This window comes from Magnetococcales bacterium (assembly GCA_015232395.1).
GTDB lineage: Bacteria > Pseudomonadota > Magnetococcia > Magnetococcales > JADFZT01 > JADFZT01.
This window is the reverse complement of the sequence record JADFZT010000042.1, coordinates 23,067-40,389: the sequence shown is the minus strand read 5'-3', so window position 1 is coordinate 40,389 and position 17,323 is coordinate 23,067. Positions and strand designations below refer to the sequence as shown.

The 17,323-nt window shown below is 54.4% G+C and carries 14 protein-coding genes, 2 tRNA genes and 1 pseudogene; 5 read left to right on the top strand and 12 right to left on the bottom strand.

Features of this window, described 5'->3' with window-relative positions:
• The 4 genes from HQL52_12420 to HQL52_12405 all read right to left on the bottom strand — a co-directional run.
• Positions 1-299: hypothetical protein (locus tag HQL52_12420; GenBank protein ID MBF0370249.1), on the bottom strand; the 299-nt coding region annotated here is incomplete at its 3' end.
• Positions 300-533: 234 nt separating this feature from the next.
• Positions 534-3,089 (bottom strand): hypothetical protein, encoded by a 2,556-nt coding sequence (locus HQL52_12415; protein MBF0370248.1) that lies wholly within the window; start codon positions 3,087-3,089, stop codon positions 534-536.
• Positions 3,090-3,308: 219 nt separating this feature from the next.
• A complete protein-coding gene (locus HQL52_12410) occupies positions 3,309-3,527 on the bottom strand; it encodes a hypothetical protein (protein MBF0370247.1) in 219 nt (72 codons plus the stop codon).
• A gap of 472 nt (positions 3,528-3,999) precedes the next feature.
• A tRNA-Val gene (locus HQL52_12405) sits at positions 4,000-4,074 on the bottom strand.
• A 77-nt stretch (positions 4,075-4,151) separates the two neighbouring features.
• On the opposite strand from HQL52_12405, the gene HQL52_12400 reads away from it, so the two are divergent.
• Complete coding sequence (locus HQL52_12400; protein MBF0370246.1) at positions 4,152-5,465, top strand: tetratricopeptide repeat protein; 1,314 nt, start codon at positions 4,152-4,154, stop codon at positions 5,463-5,465.
• A gap of 416 nt (positions 5,466-5,881) precedes the next feature.
• Here HQL52_12400 and galE read toward each other — a convergent pair whose 3' ends face one another.
• The 5 genes from galE to HQL52_12375 all read right to left on the bottom strand — a co-directional run bounded on the left by galE (position 5,882) and on the right by HQL52_12375 (position 9,395).
• The gene (gene galE, locus HQL52_12395; protein MBF0370245.1) at positions 5,882-6,898 is read right to left on the bottom strand and encodes a UDP-glucose 4-epimerase GalE; all 1,017 of its coding nucleotides are present in this window, start codon (positions 6,896-6,898) and stop codon (positions 5,882-5,884) included.
• Positions 6,899-6,958: 60 nt separating this feature from the next.
• Positions 6,959-7,471, bottom strand: a complete 513-nt coding sequence (locus tag HQL52_12390) for a YbjN domain-containing protein (GenBank protein MBF0370244.1) — start codon at positions 7,469-7,471, stop codon at positions 6,959-6,961.
• 140 nt (positions 7,472-7,611) lie between these two features.
• Entirely contained in the window at positions 7,612-8,820 is a 1,209-nt protein-coding gene (locus tag HQL52_12385) for an O-succinylhomoserine sulfhydrylase (GenBank protein ID MBF0370243.1), read from the bottom strand.
• A gap of 136 nt (positions 8,821-8,956) precedes the next feature.
• Positions 8,957-9,193, bottom strand: coding sequence for a type II toxin-antitoxin system mRNA interferase toxin, RelE/StbE family (locus HQL52_12380; GenBank protein MBF0370242.1), 237 nt, complete (start codon positions 9,191-9,193; stop codon positions 8,957-8,959).
• A 25-nt stretch (positions 9,194-9,218) separates the two neighbouring features.
• The gene (locus HQL52_12375) at positions 9,219-9,395 is read right to left on the bottom strand and encodes a hypothetical protein (protein MBF0370241.1); all 177 of its coding nucleotides are present in this window, start codon (positions 9,393-9,395) and stop codon (positions 9,219-9,221) included.
• A 610-nt stretch (positions 9,396-10,005) separates the two neighbouring features.
• On the opposite strand from HQL52_12375, the gene HQL52_12370 reads away from it, so the two are divergent.
• From HQL52_12370 to HQL52_12360, 3 genes are all read left to right on the top strand, one after another.
• Positions 10,006-11,418 carry a sulfatase-like hydrolase/transferase gene (locus tag HQL52_12370; protein MBF0370240.1) on the top strand — a complete coding sequence of 471 codons (1,413 nt, stop codon included), beginning with the start codon at positions 10,006-10,008 and terminating at the stop codon, positions 11,416-11,418.
• 317 nt (positions 11,419-11,735) lie between these two features.
• Positions 11,736-12,116 carry a hypothetical protein gene (locus HQL52_12365; GenBank protein ID MBF0370239.1) on the top strand — a complete coding sequence of 127 codons (381 nt, stop codon included), beginning with the start codon at positions 11,736-11,738 and terminating at the stop codon, positions 12,114-12,116.
• 248 nt (positions 12,117-12,364) lie between these two features.
• Positions 12,365-12,450 (top strand) — tRNA-Leu (locus HQL52_12360).
• Positions 12,451-12,706: 256 nt separating this feature from the next.
• Here the strand turns inward: HQL52_12360 and HQL52_12355 are convergent.
• From HQL52_12355 to HQL52_12345, 3 genes and pseudogenes are all read right to left on the bottom strand, one after another.
• Positions 12,707-13,036 (bottom strand): annotated as a pseudogene (locus HQL52_12355) (transposase).
• Entirely contained in the window at positions 12,976-13,557 is a 582-nt protein-coding gene (locus HQL52_12350) for a winged helix-turn-helix domain-containing protein (protein ID MBF0370238.1), read from the bottom strand. The pseudogene HQL52_12355 and the gene HQL52_12350 overlap by 61 nt, the downstream one beginning before the upstream one ends.
• Positions 13,558-13,709: 152 nt before the next feature.
• Entirely contained in the window at positions 13,710-16,463 is a 2,754-nt protein-coding gene (locus HQL52_12345; GenBank protein ID MBF0370237.1) for an SLBB domain-containing protein, read from the bottom strand.
• Between HQL52_12345 and HQL52_12340 the strand changes: the two genes are divergently transcribed.
• Complete coding sequence (locus HQL52_12340; GenBank protein MBF0370236.1) at positions 16,462-17,307, top strand: YjbF family lipoprotein; 846 nt, start codon at positions 16,462-16,464, stop codon at positions 17,305-17,307. The two genes, HQL52_12345 and HQL52_12340, sit on opposite strands and share 2 nt — an antisense overlap.
• Positions 17,308-17,323 lie beyond the last annotated feature (16 nt).

Genomic DNA, 17,323 nt, shown 5'->3' with positions numbered 1-17,323 from the left:
ACCCACGACTGATCCCTCTCACGCACACCTCTGATTTTCATCAATAACTCAATGGACTCTTCCTGCCACCCCTTGAGCCACTCCAAAAAGCCGCTCTCCGGCTTGGGGTTCGGGGTGAGTGCTGCGAGGTGATGCAACCCCGGCGCTTCCACATCCAAATCCCAAATCAACACCTTCCGCTTCCCCGCCAAGGCAGCAGCAACGTTTGCCAATAATAGGGAGCATCCCACACCCCCCTTAAAATTGTAAAAGGTGGTGATGAGATTTTTCAAAAGATCCCTCCCGCTCTGATCAGGCATACACCCCGGAACAGCACCATGACGCAATCTTACCGTAGGGTTGAGGTGATTTAGTGTTTATTAAGAAGAAGGGTAAATCAAGAGAGGTTTTGCAGCAACAAATGATTACCAGTCTGCTGGCATTAAATAACCAGCATTTTCCCCAGCTCGCCGCCATGGTCCACGCTTCCCGGAGATCCCATCGGGGAAGCTCTGCTCATCACCCAGCCAAGCCCCATAGCCTGGCCTGAAGGGCTATTTTTCCGCAGGGATGTGGATGGTTTTTTTGAAGATTTCTTCGTTAAATTTGGCGTTTATGGCGATCTGGCTGCGTTCTACCTGGATTTCGATGGGCAGGAGGATCTTTTCATCTGCTTTGGTTCCGGCGGTGGCAAAGGTGTGCATTTGGGGTTTGAAGCGGTAGGAGTCTTTGCTCAAAACACCCTTTTTCAGCAGATCGTTGACGATCAACTTGAGGGCGTGTTTCAGGTTGAGGGGGCGCTCCCGAACAGAGTCACTCCGTTTTTTCAGATCCAGCCACTCATCCTCAGGCTTTTCCCCTCCTCGGGTGATCAGCACCATCCGGGACTCCCGCAGCAGGGGGTGCAGATCATTATAGTTGTTGGCCGGGGGTTTGCGTTGTAGCCCTCTGAGAAAATTGAGCATTTTTTTCAGCAGCTCTTCAGTCAACAGCGTGATGAGTCGTTCATGCTGCTTGCGATCTTCCAGCCGGTGGGAAGCGCCGGTGAGATAAAAATCCACCACCCTGGATGACAAGCCATACAGCGCCTGCCACAGGGGGAGCGGCACCCCTTCCGGCGCGGGATTTTCCAAAGAGCCGCACTCGAAAGTGGTTTCGATCAACACCGAATCGTTGTGGGAAACCCGTACGGTTGCTTCGGTAGCGGTGGGGTCGGGTTTGAGAAATTCAATGTGGGGAACCGTCCCCGGCAAGGTTTGCAAGGGGGAGACCGCCGGCACGCTGTCGGTCTGTTCGGTCAGCTGCCCCCCAGCGGTGCGCAGGGCGATCATGTAGGTCAAAAAGCCCTTGGTGGGAATGCGATGGTGGGTGTCGGTGGTAGTGCCGTATTGAAACTCTTTGAGGGTGGAGTCCATGGAGCGCTTCAGCCGTTTTTGGAAAGAGGCGGTCATATAGGCGGCATAGGCGGCATATCTTCTCTGGATGCTTTCCAGCTCTTCGGCTACCAGCTCCTTGGGGGCCTGATCCTGGAGTACGGCCCGTTTGATTTTTTCGATGGCTGGCAGCTCCTTCATGATCAAAGCCCGAACCAGGGCATACTCCAGGGCCTTTTTGGCGGAGCGAAAGCCGATCTGATGTACTTTCCGGACGAGGGCCGCCTTTTGATCGGGATGGTCTTTGATCTCCTGGAGAATCTGTTTGACATTCTTGACATTTTTAGCTGAAACCAGGGTTTTCGCAGCATGCTGGGCCAGGTCGATCAGCTGGTCGTTGGGCAGGCGGGCGGCAGCTTGTTGATCAAAGGGGGGCAGAGCTTCCACCATACCCTTGCCCAGTTGGGGCAGAGGGAAGTTGGGGGCGGCCTTGCGGACCGCCTGATGCACGGCGGTGAGGGCTATCTGCCTTGTTCTGGCTGATTTCAGCTTGGCGATGGTTTCCCGGGTGATGGCATCAATCAACCGGGTGCGCTCATTGTCGATCTGCATGGCTGTTTCGCTGGCGCCAGTGATCCCATAGAGAGTCGCCAAAACCTCTTTTAACGCAAGCTCCAGAGCCAGCAGCCGCACCCCCTCCGGGCTATCCATCTTGAGGCTGCCCAGCACGGTCGCCATCACCCGCTCCCGGGCGGCTTCCTTCTCTTCCTTGGCGGTTTTTTTCTGGAGATTTTTCGAAACCACCAAGCTGATCTCACGAGCAGCAGCCAAGCACTCTTTCTGATGTTGCGCTTCTTCTTTTTCGGAGCGCACGCCAGGGGTGCCCAGATAGATGGGGTCGGCATTTCCCAGCAGGAAGGTCAGGCCATCGCTGGTGAAAAGCTCTTCCACGTTGAGGGTGTGGCTGTCGGAGAGGGTGAAACGCGCAAGTATGGGATCCCTCAACTCAGCGTTCCAGTTGCGGGCATCGATGTTGCCTTTGCCGATGGTGGCGAGCTTGATTAAAAAATCCTGACTCAGGATCAGGGGTTTGCCCTGCTCAAAATAAAAAGAGGGGGGGGTGTTTTCCCGCTCCTTGCCTTTGGCGCTGGATAAAAAGACCCCGAAGCGGCCCTTTTTTTCGGCATCGGGCCGCACCAGCATATGGAGTTTTCCGTGGTTGGGGCAGATCAGTAGCGGGGTGCTTTGGGAGCAGGCTTTCAGATCAATCTGGGTCAGGCGCCCCTGAAGCTCTTTTTGGGTCTCTTTGCTGGGTTTGGCAGAGGTGATTTCGGCATGGGTTTGGTTGTGTCTGGCCTCTCCCTTGAAATTTTTTTCTTCATCCAGATGTAGAATGATGCCGGAGGGGTGGAGGTGGATGCCGATGAGCCCTTTGTACATAAAATTGCTGACCGCTTTTCTATGGCGGTCGGTGGGGTTGACGGTCTCCTCGGAGGACATCCTTTTTCCGGAGGTGGCTTTGATCCGATAGCGGGCCTGCTCTGGAGAATAATCGATGTAACAGGAGATGCTGTCGATGGTGATCGCCAGAGGCAGTTCAGTTCGGGAAATGGCGCGGAATTCGTTGGGGGCGAGGGTGGAAGTGTGGGAGGGTTTTTCCTCTGTTTGCTGGTTTTGCTGCGCTTCTGGAAGCTGATCCCCACGGATGGTGTTTAACAAACCTTTGAATGATTTCATCGCCACCCTCTACAAACCACTGTTTATTGTAAAGCCCCACGCCGTCATAAAAAAAATCGGGCCTGAATATTCCACAGATCAGAGTATCATTTTTTGCAGGATGATGCCTCCCATTTTTCCAGGAAATTCCCCAGAGGGGAAGGCAGATTCGATGACAATGCCAGCCGAATCGGTGTTGTCGGTCATCCTTAGCCTGTTTGGGACTTTGGAATTTATTCCTTACCCTTCCGGCATCAGCCCCAACTGCTGGAGAAACTGCCGCACTTCCCCCTCTTTATCCTGGAAGGCTCGCACTGTTCCTTCGATCTCATACTTGCTCTTACCCTCCATGCTCTGCATGGCCTGGGTGAGGGTTTCCAGCTCGCTTTTGAGCTGTTCCAGCTTGGCGATTCCTTCCGGGGTGATGGCTTGATGTTTGGCAAAGGGAGAGTCGTTCATGGTTTTGATGGATCTCCTTAAAAGGTCTCCAGCATGGGGGACATTATCAGGTACCTTCCAGTATTTCTGCTGACGAAAATCACAGTATGCCCCCCGGGGATTGGAACGACAAGAGGAAGGGGGGGCTGTCGCTGATTCTCCCTCAGCTGAATGACCGCGCCACCAGAGTCCTCGTTTTGAAAATAGCAGGTGAGACTGTTCAGTGTGCCGTTATGCTGATTCCAACAAACAGTGGCTGTTTGGTGGATAGAGTGGGGTCAGAATCAGGGTATGAAAATTGCAAAGGTTTTTGCCTGAATTTATGGGTTCTGGGAGATGGCGGTTGAACGCGACCTCCATCCGTCTTCCAGAAGCTGGTTGCCAGTAGAGGTTTGAAGGCAAATATTGGCTGGCCATGGATGAATTTATTGCCTCAGACACAAAAAAAGCGGCTGGAAGGTAACCCTCCAACCGCTTGATAAAGAATGAAAAATGGTGGGCGGTAGAAGAGTTGAACTTCTGACCCCTACCGTGTCAAGGTAGTGCTCTCCCACTGAGCTAACCGCCCGTCAATCTAAAAAACGAACCCAAGGCTAAACCCGTTTTGGCTTTTCGTCAAGTCGTCGTGACCAGGAAAATTTTGCCATGATTGTTTCTGCTGCTGCCAAGGTGACCGATAGCGTGATTGATCTTGAAATCAGCGCTGATGCGGATCCGCAAATTGCTGATTTTTATCAAAAGGCTATTGATAGCTATCAGGCTGATAAACATAAGGAAACCATTGCCAGCTGCCAGAAGATTTTGGCCATCGAGCCGCGCTCACCGGCTATTTGGAATCTGGTGGGGATCACGATGGGCAAGATGGACCTTTTTGAGGAGGCCTTGCAGTTTTTGAACAAGGCGGTGGAGTTGAGTCCCAAATATGCGGCGGCATGGTACAACATGGGCTGGATTTTGGGCCGAAAAGGGCAGGTGGAAGGGGCAGAAAAAGCGGTGGTCAAGGCCATCGAATTGGAGCCGAATCGTTTTGATTTTCACAAGGCGAGCGTCGAGTTGATGGAGGTCTGTTTTCCGGTGGCTGAGCAGGTTGTCCGCCGGGGAATGGCGTTACACCCGGATGACAAGACCATGCTGGTAGCCCTGGCCGCCATTCATGGCCATCAAGGGCGGCTGGCTATTTGTGAAGAGCTTCTCAAGGAGTTTCATCTGGGCAATGGCGTCGATGTGGAAAAGAGGGAGGTGGATGGCCGTGGACTGACTTTTTTTTGCTGGCTACCCAAATCGGCGGGCACTTTTCTTACGGAGGGGCTCTGTCAGACCTTGGGAATCGGGCGTATCGGCTCCATGTTCGATTGTGGCGATGGCCTGTTTCCCTCCATTCACCTGATTCCTTCAGGTATTGCAGCTCTCTCCGGCATGCGGGGGATGGTGGGGAGTCATGCCCAGGCCTCCCCACACAATCTGGCGGTTTTGGATCGTACCGGCGTGGATCGGGTTTTAATCCAGGTGCGGGATCCCAGGCAGTCTCTGCTCTCCTTTTTTCACCATTGCGAAGGGGGGTTGGGGTTTTATCGCAACCGCGCCATCGAAAGCCGCTATCCTGCCATGAGTACAGCCGAGCGGCAGCAGTGGCTGATGGAAAACTATTATCCCCGGCAGATTCAATGGATCCAATCCTGGCTCGACTATGAAGCCCGCCAGGAGCAGGGGCCGGTGAAGGTGATGATCACCACCTTTGAAAAAATGCGGGAGGTAGGGGAAGCGCGCTTTTTGATGGAGGCGGTGCACTTTTTCAAACCCGATGTGAAAATGATCAAGGTGCCGGAAAAATCCAAAAAAACCCGTTTCCGTAAAGGGCGCACCAGTGAGTGGCGGGAGGTGTTTGATGCGGAGCAAAAGGCCTGGATGTCAGGGCATATTTCCGGGGTGATGCGGGAGCGTTTTGGCTGGACGCAATAGAGCGGGGGAGGAGGGGGAAGTGTGGTTTGAGGAATGGCTTTTGGCCGATAAACCCCCGGTTAATCTGTAAATGATTCACAGGTTCCCCCCAACCAGTCATTTTGATGATACGCTTATAAATGAAAATCGCCATCGTCTGATGGAAATTTTGTAATAGATTGAAAAATCAGATAAAAAAATGGGGCCTAAAAAGCGGGCATCTTGTCGGAAGGGTTGGAATATCAAGGGAAAGATTCCCCTTAAAGTCAAGTTATCCACAGCTTTTTCCACAGGATTTGTGGATACCTGAAAAAAGCTTTTGAGCGGTTTGGGTTAGCCGATGTCAAGGGGGATTTGGGTGGGGTTGGCGTTTTTTTTCAGGCCTGTGATCGGTCCCTTTGTGGGGCGGTTCGGCGAGAGGCTTGAGAGGCTTTGATTTATTCTCCACCAAGCTCTTTTTGACACCAAAACTCCCAGGCGTGTTGGACCATCCTTTCCAGGGAGGTCAGTTGGGGATGCCAGCCGAGGGCCTTCCGGGCTTTTTGGGCATCGGCCACCAGCTGTGCCGGATCTCCGGTTCTTCGGGGAGCCTTTTGAATGGGGACTTTTCGTCCCGTCACTTTTTCCACCGCTGCAATCACTTCCAAAACCGAATAGCCTCGCCCGTTACCCAGATTGAGCTGGGGGGGGAGGGTGGCGTCGTTGGTCAGGGCTTTGAGGGCGAGTACGTGGGCTTGGGCCAGGTCGGTGACGTGGATATAATCCCGAATGCAGGTGCCGTCCGGGGTGGGATAGTCCTGCCCGAAGAGTTCGATGTGGGGGCGTTGACCGCTGGCCGCCTGGCAGATCAGGGGGATGATGTGGCTTTCGGGGGTGTGGATTTCTCCCAGATCTCCATCGGGATCGGCGCCGGCGGCGTTAAAATAGCGTAGGGAGAGGTGGTTGAGGTCGTAGGCTTGGCCAAAATCGACCATCATTTTTTCCACCGCGAGCTTGGAGTTGCCGTAGGGGTTGATGGGGATTCGGGGGTGGTTTTCGGTGATGGGGGTGGTTCGGGGTTCCCCATAGACGGCGGCGGTGGAGGAAAAAAGGAGGTTTTGGATCTGAAGATCCCGCATCGCCTCCAGGAGGGTGAGGCTGGCCAAGGTGTTGTTGTGATAATATTTACCGGGATCGACGGTGGATTCCCCAGCATCGATAAAACCGGCAAAGTGCAGGATGGCCAGGGGTTTGTGGCGTTTGAGGGCTTGTTTGATCCGGGGGCGATCAGCCAGATCGCCGTGTTCCAGGGGGCCCCATTTGACCGCCCAGTGGTGTCCGGTGGAGAGGTTATCGAAGACCACCGGATGATAGCCTGCCTGAAAGAGGGCTTTGCAGGTGTGGCTACCGATAAACCCGGCACCGCCGGTTACCAGGATGGTGGGTCGGTCAGCGACTGAATGGCTCCCACTCATGGGATCTCCGGGTTGGGGGGATGGGAGGGCCTGGGCTGCCCGGTGTGGTGCTGGGGGAGGTCAGGCTTCCCCTTCGGTTTCGACGATGGTGGCGGCTACGGCGTCGTCGGGTTTTTTGCCGCCCCAGATCACCCACTGAAAGGTGGGGAAAAACCGTTCCATCTCCTGATAGACCGCTGCGATGATATCTTCCATCTGCTCGACGGTGAGTTCACTGCCTCGCAGGGGCACCACCACGCGAAACACCGGCGATTGTTCTTCTCCCCAAATTTCGAAATGACCCAGCCAGATCCGTTCGTTGATGAGGGTGATGGTGTGGGCGACTTCCTTGACGAAGCGGGGGGGGATTTTAATGTTGAGGTAGCAGTTGACCTGCAAAAAGCCCATATCTTCGTGAAAGGCCGCCCAGAGTCGTTGGTTGCCCCACTGGGAGGGAATTTCCGCCCAGAGTTCGTTTTCGTTGGTCCGTTCCGAGTTCCATTCCTGATCGATGGCATACTCTTCGATCATGCTGATGGGGTTGTTGCCGGGGGGGGGTGCGAAGGAGGATACCCGGTCATGGGATCGGCCCATAGTGGACTCCGTTGGGGGGTGCTTGAAGGTTAGGCGTTGGATTAGATGCTATTTTGCCTCCTGCCGCCCGATTCGGCAAGAGTTGTTTTCTTGACATTTATTCCGGCAGGGGGTGATTGGCCGGGTCGGGGAGGGGGGGGTTACGCCCCGGCATCGGGGTTGTTCCCCAGAGCCTGGGTCAGATCGTCGATGATATCCCCGGCATCTTCCAGCCCCATGGAGAGGCGCACCAGGCCGTCGGTCACCCCGGCTGACAGGCGTTCGTGGGGGGAGAGGCGTCCGTGGGTGGTGGTGGCGGGGTGGGTCACCAGGGTGCGAGTGTCTCCCAGATTGGCGGTGATGGTGGCGAGTTGAAGCCGGTCGATAAAGGCGTGGGCCTGCTCCCGGCTGCCCAGCTCCAGGCAGAGGATGCCCCCATAGCCGGACATCTGGCGGCTGGCGAGTTGGTGTTGGGGATGGCTGGGGAGTCCGGGATAGTAGACCTTGCCTCGGAGATCGTCCCGCTGGGCCAGCTTTTGCGCCACGGAGAGAGCCGTTTTACAGTGGCGTTTCATGCGCAGGGGCAGGGTTTCGAGCCCTTTGAGCAGCACCCAGGCGTTGAAGGGGGAGAGCGCCGGACCGGTGTTGCGCAGGAAGGGATAGATTTTATCCATCAGCAGCTCTTCCCCACCAACGATGACTCCCCCCAGAACCCGCCCCTGACCATCCATATATTTGGTGCCGGAGTGGATCACCAGGTGGGCCCCAAAGCGCAGGGGTTGTTGCAGGATGGGGGTGCAAAAGACGTTATCCACCGCGACCAGCAGATCATTTTTTTTCGCCAGCTCCCCAATAGCCGCCAGATCCCCCATCTCCAGCGTAGGATTGGCCGGGGTTTCCAAAAAGAGGAGCTTGGTTTGGGGGGTGATCGCTTCGGCCCAGGCCTGGGTGTCGGAGAGGGGGACTCGGGTTACTCCAATGCCCATGCGGGAGAGCACGCTGGAGGCGATATTGGAGGTGGAGCCGAACACCGCCTGGCTGATCACCACATGGTCGCCGCTGGAGAGGAGGGATAGAAAGGTGGCGGTGATGGCGGCCATGCCGGAAGCGGTGGCGAGTCCTTTTTCGCCCCCTTCCAAGGTAGCAGTCCTCTCCTCGAAGGCTTCCACTGTCGGGTTGCTGAAGCGGCTGTAGACGTTCCCCTCTTCGCTCCCGGCAAACACCGCCTGGGCTTGGGCGGCGGATTCGTAGGCAAAGCTGGAGGTGACGAAGATCGCCGGGCTGTTTTCCCGCTCTCCGGTGCGATGGATGCCGCTGTGGAGGGCTTGGGTGGCTTGGCTTTTGAATTGGGGACGGCTGGAGTCGGCCATGGAACGCCTCGGATCAATGGAATAGGGGAGAATGCATTCAAGGTTTCGGTATAGGGGTTCTGGTGTTCCGGGTCAATGGTGTGGGGTGTGGGGAGGGGAGATGCAGCGGGTTTCTGGTTGTTTTGTGGGGAATTGATCAGGTGGGGCGGGGCAGATTGCGATAGACTTGGCCGCGGCTGGCGATTCGGATCGTCTGGATTCGTACGGCTTGATCATGAATGTGATAGATGATTCGAAACTCCCCCACCCCCAGGCGATGGAAAAGCCGATAGGCCCCCTGTAGAGCTTTGGCGTTATGGGGGCGGGGATTGTCGGAGAGGGCTTGGATGGCTTTCAGCAGGCGGGAGCGTGTTTGTTGGGAGAGGGCTGCCAGCTCTTTTCGTGCGGATCGGGAGAGTTCAACCCGGTATTTCGTTTTCCAGACCGAATTCTTGAATCACCTCTTCCAGGGGGGGCCACTGTTGATCGGGGTCGGAAAGAATTTTTTCAGCAGCTTCGATGTCGTGTTGCTCTTCGAGCAGCTCCAGCAACCGTTCCAGCAGCCGAAATTTCGCCATGGGGATGATGGCAGCCACTTCCTCTCCACCCTTGGTTCAGGATAATTCGTTCCTGGCTTTCCACGGTGTGATGAATGGCTTTGGTGGTCTGCTCCGGGGTGGTGGCCATGGGCAGCTGTTTCATGGTTGGATACTTCCTTCAGGTTGTTGTCCAGGACAACACCTGTGGGAGTTTGAAGCCTACTGAATTATGGATTCTCTTCCCCCGGCAGCCAATCTTCCGCTTCCCACAGGGTGGGTATGGTGTTTTGTTCCTCCAGATCCCGGAAGGTGAGTATTTTGCGCCCTTCCCCTCCCCAGCGATATATTATGGTGGCTCCATGGCTATCGAAATAAGTGTGTCAGGAATACCTATAGCTCTAGCAGTTCCGCTATCTTAAAAAACTCAATAAAGGTAGTGAGTTGTGGTGGATGCTGGTTGACGGAATGGATTGGGTGTTAAATTTAATTCACAAGACAAAGGAGTCCATTTTTTTATGACACGCACCGATAAAATGTGCTATTGGTCTGGTTGTTGCGGAATAGGTTTGTTTAGGCCTCTCTGATTTGTTTGAACGGATTTTCCCACGCCGCCTTTTTGTCTGGTGGCCAATAATTGGCAAGGTGGTTTTCTCGTTTGGTGAGCATCATGCTTTCAATGAACCGTTTTGTTTTTATGTTTCTTTTTTGCGCCATGCTTTTTTCGTCCGTGACGAGGCCGGCTGCTGCGGGGGGAGGGCATCACCAAGGGGAGAGTTCACAGCAGATTCCTAGTGAACTTGTTTCCCCTTCCCTGGAAGAATTTCCCCACATTTTTTTGATCCATATCGATACCCTGCGCCATGATCATACCTCTTTGGCCGGATATGATCGCGACACCACGCCGAATCTTTCAAAACTTTCCGAACAAGGCTATCTGTTCACCGAAGCCAAGAGTCAATCCTCCTGGACTATGCCTGCAGTCTCTTCCCTCTTATGGGGGCTCTACCCTTTCAACCACGGCAACCTCTTCAAGCCTGACGACGATAATGTGTTGCCCTACACCTCCGGCTCCCTGATCGAAACTTTCAAGGATCAGGGGGGCTACTACACCCTCTCTATTCAACGCAATAGAATGATTGGATATATCGTCAAGGATTTTGACGAGACCTCTACCCGTACCGCTCCCTCCCGCCTGGATGAAGATGCCGTCAAGGTAGCGGCCTCTTGGCTTGATAATAATTTGGAGAGCCAGGAACAGCCGTTTTTTATGTTTTTAGGGTTATTCAACCCCCACTGGCCTTATACCGCAGCTATTGATCAGACCAATTATTTTGAGCGTTATCTGAACGACCAGACATTCAAAAATGCGGAGAAGGTCATTGTCGATTCTTTGCCTGACCCGTCTGGTCATTTGAAAGAGGAACACTTTTCTGACCGTTTGCTGGATCGATTTGGTGAGCCGGGAGGCGATAGCGGAATCTATCGGGATGGGCGGATGTATGTTGCCGCCTATGATGCGAGCATTCGCTATACTGACATTCAGCTCGGCAAGCTTTTTGAAAAGCTCAAAGAGGCTGGCATCTACGATTCATCCCTGATTATCGTGACCTCTGATCATGGAGAGATCATGCTTGACCACAACGCCAACTTCAGACACGGCACCGATTTGTTGGATGCGGAGCTTGCTGTCCCTTTGGTGATCAAATTTCCCTACCAAAGGCGGGGAAAGGTAGTCAAATCCCCGGTGCGCACCTTTGATCTGCTGCCAACCATCCTCGATTGGCTCAAACTGGAGATTCCTTCAATCGATGCTCGCTCCATATTGCCTTACCTACAGACGGATAAGGAAATCAACTTGGATGAACACCCGGTGATTTCCTTCGTTGATCATAAGGATAAAGGGGAAATTGTTTCCATTTACCGGGAGGACAAACATCTGATCCGGTATCTGGAGGATGGGACGAATGCACTTTACGACCTGAACGAAGATTTTCAGGAGCAGAAAGACCTTGCTGAAGAAAACATGGGGGAACAGGAATCAATCATTTATACCATCCTCTGCGCGACCTATTGCGATTGAACTGCGCTATTCGTTTTCTTTAGGCGGTTCCTATCGAAACCCCATTTTTTTTACAGGTTCATCGCTTTCTAGTCCAAGTTCTCATCAGCGGGGGAGGCCCGAACGGCAAGCACATCCCCAGGCTAAGAGCATTTCATGCCCACTCCCCCCCCGGTTTCCTGCAGAGCCATGAAGTCATTCAGGACGGTGACAGCAGCTTCCAGGTTGTTCTTGTTTGCAGGCCGGATACGGTACCTTTGGCGACCCATTTGGTACGAATCGTGAATTTTTCAGGAAGCTGACGGCGCACCTCCTCCTGGGCGTCCTGAGCGGTACGGGTGAGGGCTGCGGTAGTTGATCGCGCAAAACAGACAATTCCATTTAAAACCAATGCGTTGATGAGTGTTTTGTGGTATTATGATTTGCAAGAAATCGTTATTTCTCCAGCCATTATCTTGCAAATCATGAAGCCAGCAAGAAGCCGAATCGACCCTCAGAACAGGTTGTTTGACACCCGTTTGGAGGATCTTTGCAATCCTGATCATGAACTGGTCCTGTTGGCGGATCGAATCGCCTGGCCCGCTTTGGAGGATCGGTTCGGGCCTCTGTATGCGGATGTTAGCCGTCCCGGCATTCCGATTCGCCTAATGGCTGGCCTGACGATTCTTCAATCCCTGTACAGCCTTTCCGAATCCACGACATTCGCGCCAAGGCGTTGATCGATGCCACACGGTTGGGGATGGATGCCCAGAGATTGGCCGGACACACCTCAGCCCAGATGACCGAACATTATGTCAAAGCCAGGGAGGTTGAGACGGTTGTTCCGCTACGGGAGCGGGTGGGGGGCTGAAGATGGGGGTGGGAGAGAGAAATATTATACTGTATAATTGGAAAATATTATACAATGCCTAATCTGGTCGCTTGACCCATGATGGAAATTCTTTATAAACAAGATGTTGAATGCTTTGCCCGCGTGGCGGAATCGGTAGACGCTACGGACTTAAAATCCGTTTTCCTTCGGAAGTGTGGGTTCGAGTCCCACCGCGGGTACCATCTTATTCCAATTCTAAATCAATAGAGCATTATTTATCCATGGCCATGCCACGATAGAGTGCACGCGCGCGTGGTCTTTTTCCAGGGCTTGGAGAGCGGCTTCCAGATGCCGTTCAAGAGAATTGAGACTTGCAAAGACGTTGTTGTGGAACCACTTCTCACGCAATTCATCCCAGATATGCTCCATAGGGTTGAGTTCTGGCGCATAGGGCGGGAGAAACAGTAGACGCATGTTGTCCGGTGGGATGAGCGATTGGCTTTTATGCCATCCTGCCCCATCCATCACCATGACGATGCGGTCATCCGGGTATCGCGTCCCGATCTCATCCAAGAATATCTGCATGCACGCTCCGTTGACGTGCGGCAAAATGAGGCTGTCAAACTGACCGTCCGCCACCGATGCCGCACCATAAGCGTAGGTGTATTGGTGGGACACCATGGCTTGGCAGACGGGTCGGAATGGCTTCGAGCACCAGCAGGCTCGTGTATCGGAGATGCGCCCAAAACGAGCCTCATCTTGGAACATCAGCCTGATCGGCCCTTCCTTCGGCCACTCCCGATCGATTTTGGCAATGATTTCGGGCAGTTTTTTTTCCAATCGGCCTGAGCCTCTGGGTCGGATTGCGGGTGGCGTTTGTCCGGAGTCAGCTTTCGCCACCCATGGCGGTGCAACAGGTTGTAGACCGAGGACAAGGCAACCTTGCGCCCAAGACATTCATCCAGGGCGCGCTTGATTTCCTCCACAACAAGGACGCCGCCTGCTTTGGCCTTGTCAAAAAAAGGCTCCAGAAATTCAGCTTCTTCTTCGCGGCTCATGTTTTCACGCCGCCTGCCGCCTCGCCCTGCTCCGACTGGTGAAGACCTGCCGCCTTCTCGAATGAACCGTGTCCGTAACCGGCATACCCAACCCACCGACACACCAAGAATTTGCGCCGTCTGGGCCATGGACATGCCAAATTCGATGGGAAGAACGACTGCTTGAGCTTGTCGCAACTCGGCCACAGTCTTGGCTTTGGTCAGATATTCCTTGGCGCGCCCCACCACCTCCAGCCCACTCGGCTTTCTTGCCATCTGTGCATCTCCTTCTTCTTGAGGGATGATGCGCATATTATTACACTAATGATCTGGAATTGGAATAAATTGGAACCCTGCTTGTCGATCAGATCTTTGTCTTGAATGATCGAACGAATCCGAAGATTTTTTTCAGAGAAGGCTGTGTCCAGGTGAAGTGTGTTGTGTGTGCATTCAGCTGGTCGATGCTAATTGCCGATCACCGCCAGCGAGGCTGCGGTCACCGCCAATTGACTCAAAAGTTCGGTGATATTGATAGAGGTGGTCATCCAGTCGAAAGGCTTGGGATCCAGAGGCACCACGATAACGCTGCCAGGGGCCACGGTCACGATGGGCTGCCTGGCATTCCAGGAGGTGTCCGGGTTCAGGGGTTGGGCCGCTCCGTTGGGGCTGATCATGAAAATGGCCTCTTTCATGGCCGTCTTCCTCAAGCCGCCGGATCGGGTGATATAGTCCTCTGCATTGGCTCCAGATAAAAAGCTCAGATTGCCGGGGTTCAACACTTCACCGGTGACGGTGACAAAGTTGGACCGTTTGGGCATATAGAGCTTGTCGCCGGGTTCCATGATGATGTCAAACTCGGGGCGTACCTGGAGGATGGTGGGGTCGCTCTCAACAACCACCCGTCCCACCGGTTCGGTATTGCGCAGGGAGTCTGCCAAGGCTTTGAGGATGGAAAGATTGCTTGAGTCGGTGTTTTCATCTGTATCGGTTGCCATGGAGGCCATGGCCCGTTCCACCTCCAGAGCGGATTTGTTAAAGGCTTCCTCTTCGCTCTTTTTGACCGACTTTCGGGAGAAGACTGCCCCCAAGGGATAGGCTTGGTCCGTCAGCCCTCCGGCTCGCAGGATCAGCTCCAGCAGTCGTTCCCCCCGACGGATTTCATAGCCACCAGGCCGGATGAAAGCGCCTGAGAGATTGACAATGCCTCTTTCCCGGTCGCTATAGGTCGCGTTGAACAGGAGGGTATCCTTGGGGAGCAGGGCGGTTTCCTGGCTGACAAAATCATCCGACAGGTTCAGCCTGTTACGCACCACTGTGGAGCTGCTACCCCCCTGGGAGGCCACTTCCCGGGAGAGTTCCACCAGGGTGGTGTCCGCTTCCCGGGTCAGGCCGCCAGCGTTGGTGATGACCAGATCCAGAGGGGTTCCAGGGGTGATGGGATAGACCCCGGGTTCACGAATTTCACCATGGAGGGTCAGACTGAATTCCAAAAGAAATTTCAGTAGTCCGACATTGGCACGCAGCAGGTCCGGACAGCGCATCAGGTCGATGCCCTTGGCGCTGACCAGGGTTTCCAGTTGACTGGCTGAGAAGGCTGCAGCAGCGCTGGGCTCTTTATCGTAAGAGCGAAAATCGCGGATCCTGTCAGACTCTTCTTGTTCATCTTCATCCAGATCCCGTGGCTCGAACCGAACCTCCTCTTCTTGTGAAAAAGAGAGATTGGCTTCGCTGGTGATTTCCACCAACTCTTCGTCCGCCTTCATGGAGAGCACTTGGCAGGAAGGGGAACCACGGGCATTTTTGACTGGATCGGTGGTTAAAAACTGGACATCCTCGGTACCGAGAACGATCAGGACATCTTCGTCTTTCAGGGGGTGATCGATCTGACCGCTCAAAACCCCATGCAGGTTCAGGGGTTGGAATTGGCGTTTGAGGGTGTTTTCGTCGGTCGTTTCCAAAACAGCAAACAGCAGGTAGGGATTTTTTTCAAAGGTGATGGATCTGACCAGGTCTGCCACTGTGGGAGTTTGGGCCAGGGCTCGGACAACGGGGCTGCCCTTGACGTTACCTTGAACCGAGACAAAGCCCAGCCGTTTGCCTTCTTTCCAGCGGGTGAGCAAAACATCCCCGGGCTGGGCGTGGCTTCTGGTCAGGCGGGATTTGTCGATCAGCTTTTCGTTGCCGCCAGAATCCAGGGAGAGCAAATAGTGGTGGTTGCCGCTGGGACGAATCGACCCCCCGGCCCAGCCGAGGAGTTCAGAGAGGGAAATGCGTCGCTGATTGGAGGAGAGTTCAAAGATGCCCGGGCGGATGACGTTCCAGGCGGCTGCCACCGTGGGGCCGATGGGGGGCACCATGATGACGTCCCCCTCCTGGAGGGTCAAATCCTGGGGCAGACGACCGTCGATCAGAAGGTCGTAAAGGTCGATCTTGCGGGTATGGTTTTGCCGCTGAAGACGAATGGTGCGCAGGCTGCCGGTTTTTTTGATGCCACCGGCCAGGGAGAGGGCATCCATCACCGTGGAGAGGCCGGTGAGCCGGTGGCCACCGGGTTCGGCTACCTCTCCGACCACCATTACTGAAAAGGAGCGCACCGCACCGATAGAGAGGAAGACATCGGTTCCGGCCATGGCCTTGTGCGTGCGTTCCTTGACCTCCTGGCGTACTTCACCGAAAGTGCGTCCCGCAGCTTGGATGGGGGGCATGCCGGGTAGGATCATGCGGCCTTCCCGATCCACTTTGACCTGATGGTCTGTGGATTCCTTGCCCCGAAAGATCAGCACCATCTGTTCGCCTATGCCGATGCGATAGTCTTCGCCGATGGCGCCGGTCAAGGGGCCGCCGGTCTGTTCCTTGTTGAAAACGTCATAGCCGAACTGGGTGAGGGGGGTGCCGGTACGCAGGGAATAATCGGCCTCCAGAACCGAAAGATCTGACTGAATTTCTTCTTCACCCTGTCTTTTTAGGGACTTCCCTGGCATCTTTTGTGACTTCTTGGCCTCTCGTAGCTTGTCGAGAGGGGAGAGGAACTGGCTTTCCGGGGTGTTGCGACCGGAAAGAAGCTCCAGCAGCCGGTCTTCAGTCAATGCCGGGTTGTTCTCCACCTCCTTCATGAAGGCGTAGGCAGGATGGGCCAGGAGCATCAGCAGGATCGGCAGAATGAACCAGGTGACAGATCGAAATTTGGACAACCGGGAAAGAAGGAGTTCAACAGACATGTTCGGCCATCATCCGGGAATAGGTTTGAGAAAAAGTGCATGTACCCTGGCGCTGCTCATGGCAGTCGGGATGGGTCTTGTGGGGTGTTCTTCCCCCTTGTTGCCAGCGCCGGGCCGTTCAGCATCGGGCGGGGAGTTTTCTACCGCCGTTGCAGAGGAAAATGTCTACGTTGAACACCAGGTCGGCCATGATGACAATCGCTATCCGATCTCCCGACACTATCTGGACAATCTACCAAATGCGTCAGTCTTGGCAAGGGCTGGAGAAGGGGAGTGGTTTTTTCTCTCCCCCCGGAAAATTGAACAAAGCAAACAATATTGGGTCTCTGAGGACAACCGTCGGATTTTGGCAACCCGCCAAGGCCGGTTGGTGCGAACGGTGGGATTTGAACAGGATCTCACCTTTTCCGACCTACTGCGTGAAGATCCGGTTCTGGTTGGGTTACACCGGTTGGAGGCGTGGGGTAATGTTTCCCAGAGAACTATAGATCTGACTGTTTTTAAAGGAAATAATCAGATGTCTGAGCCAGCTTCCTCCATCGGCTCCTGGCTCAATCGAGAAACACCCGAAGAGCCACTCAGGGATCATTATGGGGTGATGGTGCGCTGTCTGATGGAGGGGATGGGAGAGTCCCGAATTGAACTGCTGGAACGTTCTTATCCGGTGGTGCACGTCAAAGAGGCGTGTGACGCGGAGCTTTTGGGATGGCGCTTTGTCAATCAGTTTTGGGCCGACACCGAAACCGGAAAGGTGCGGCGCTCCATTCAATATTTTTCTCCAGAGCATGAACCTTTGGAGTTGTGGATGCTGGAGGCGGGTAAACCGGTTTCGGGGGGGCGTTGAGCAGGAGGTCAGCGCT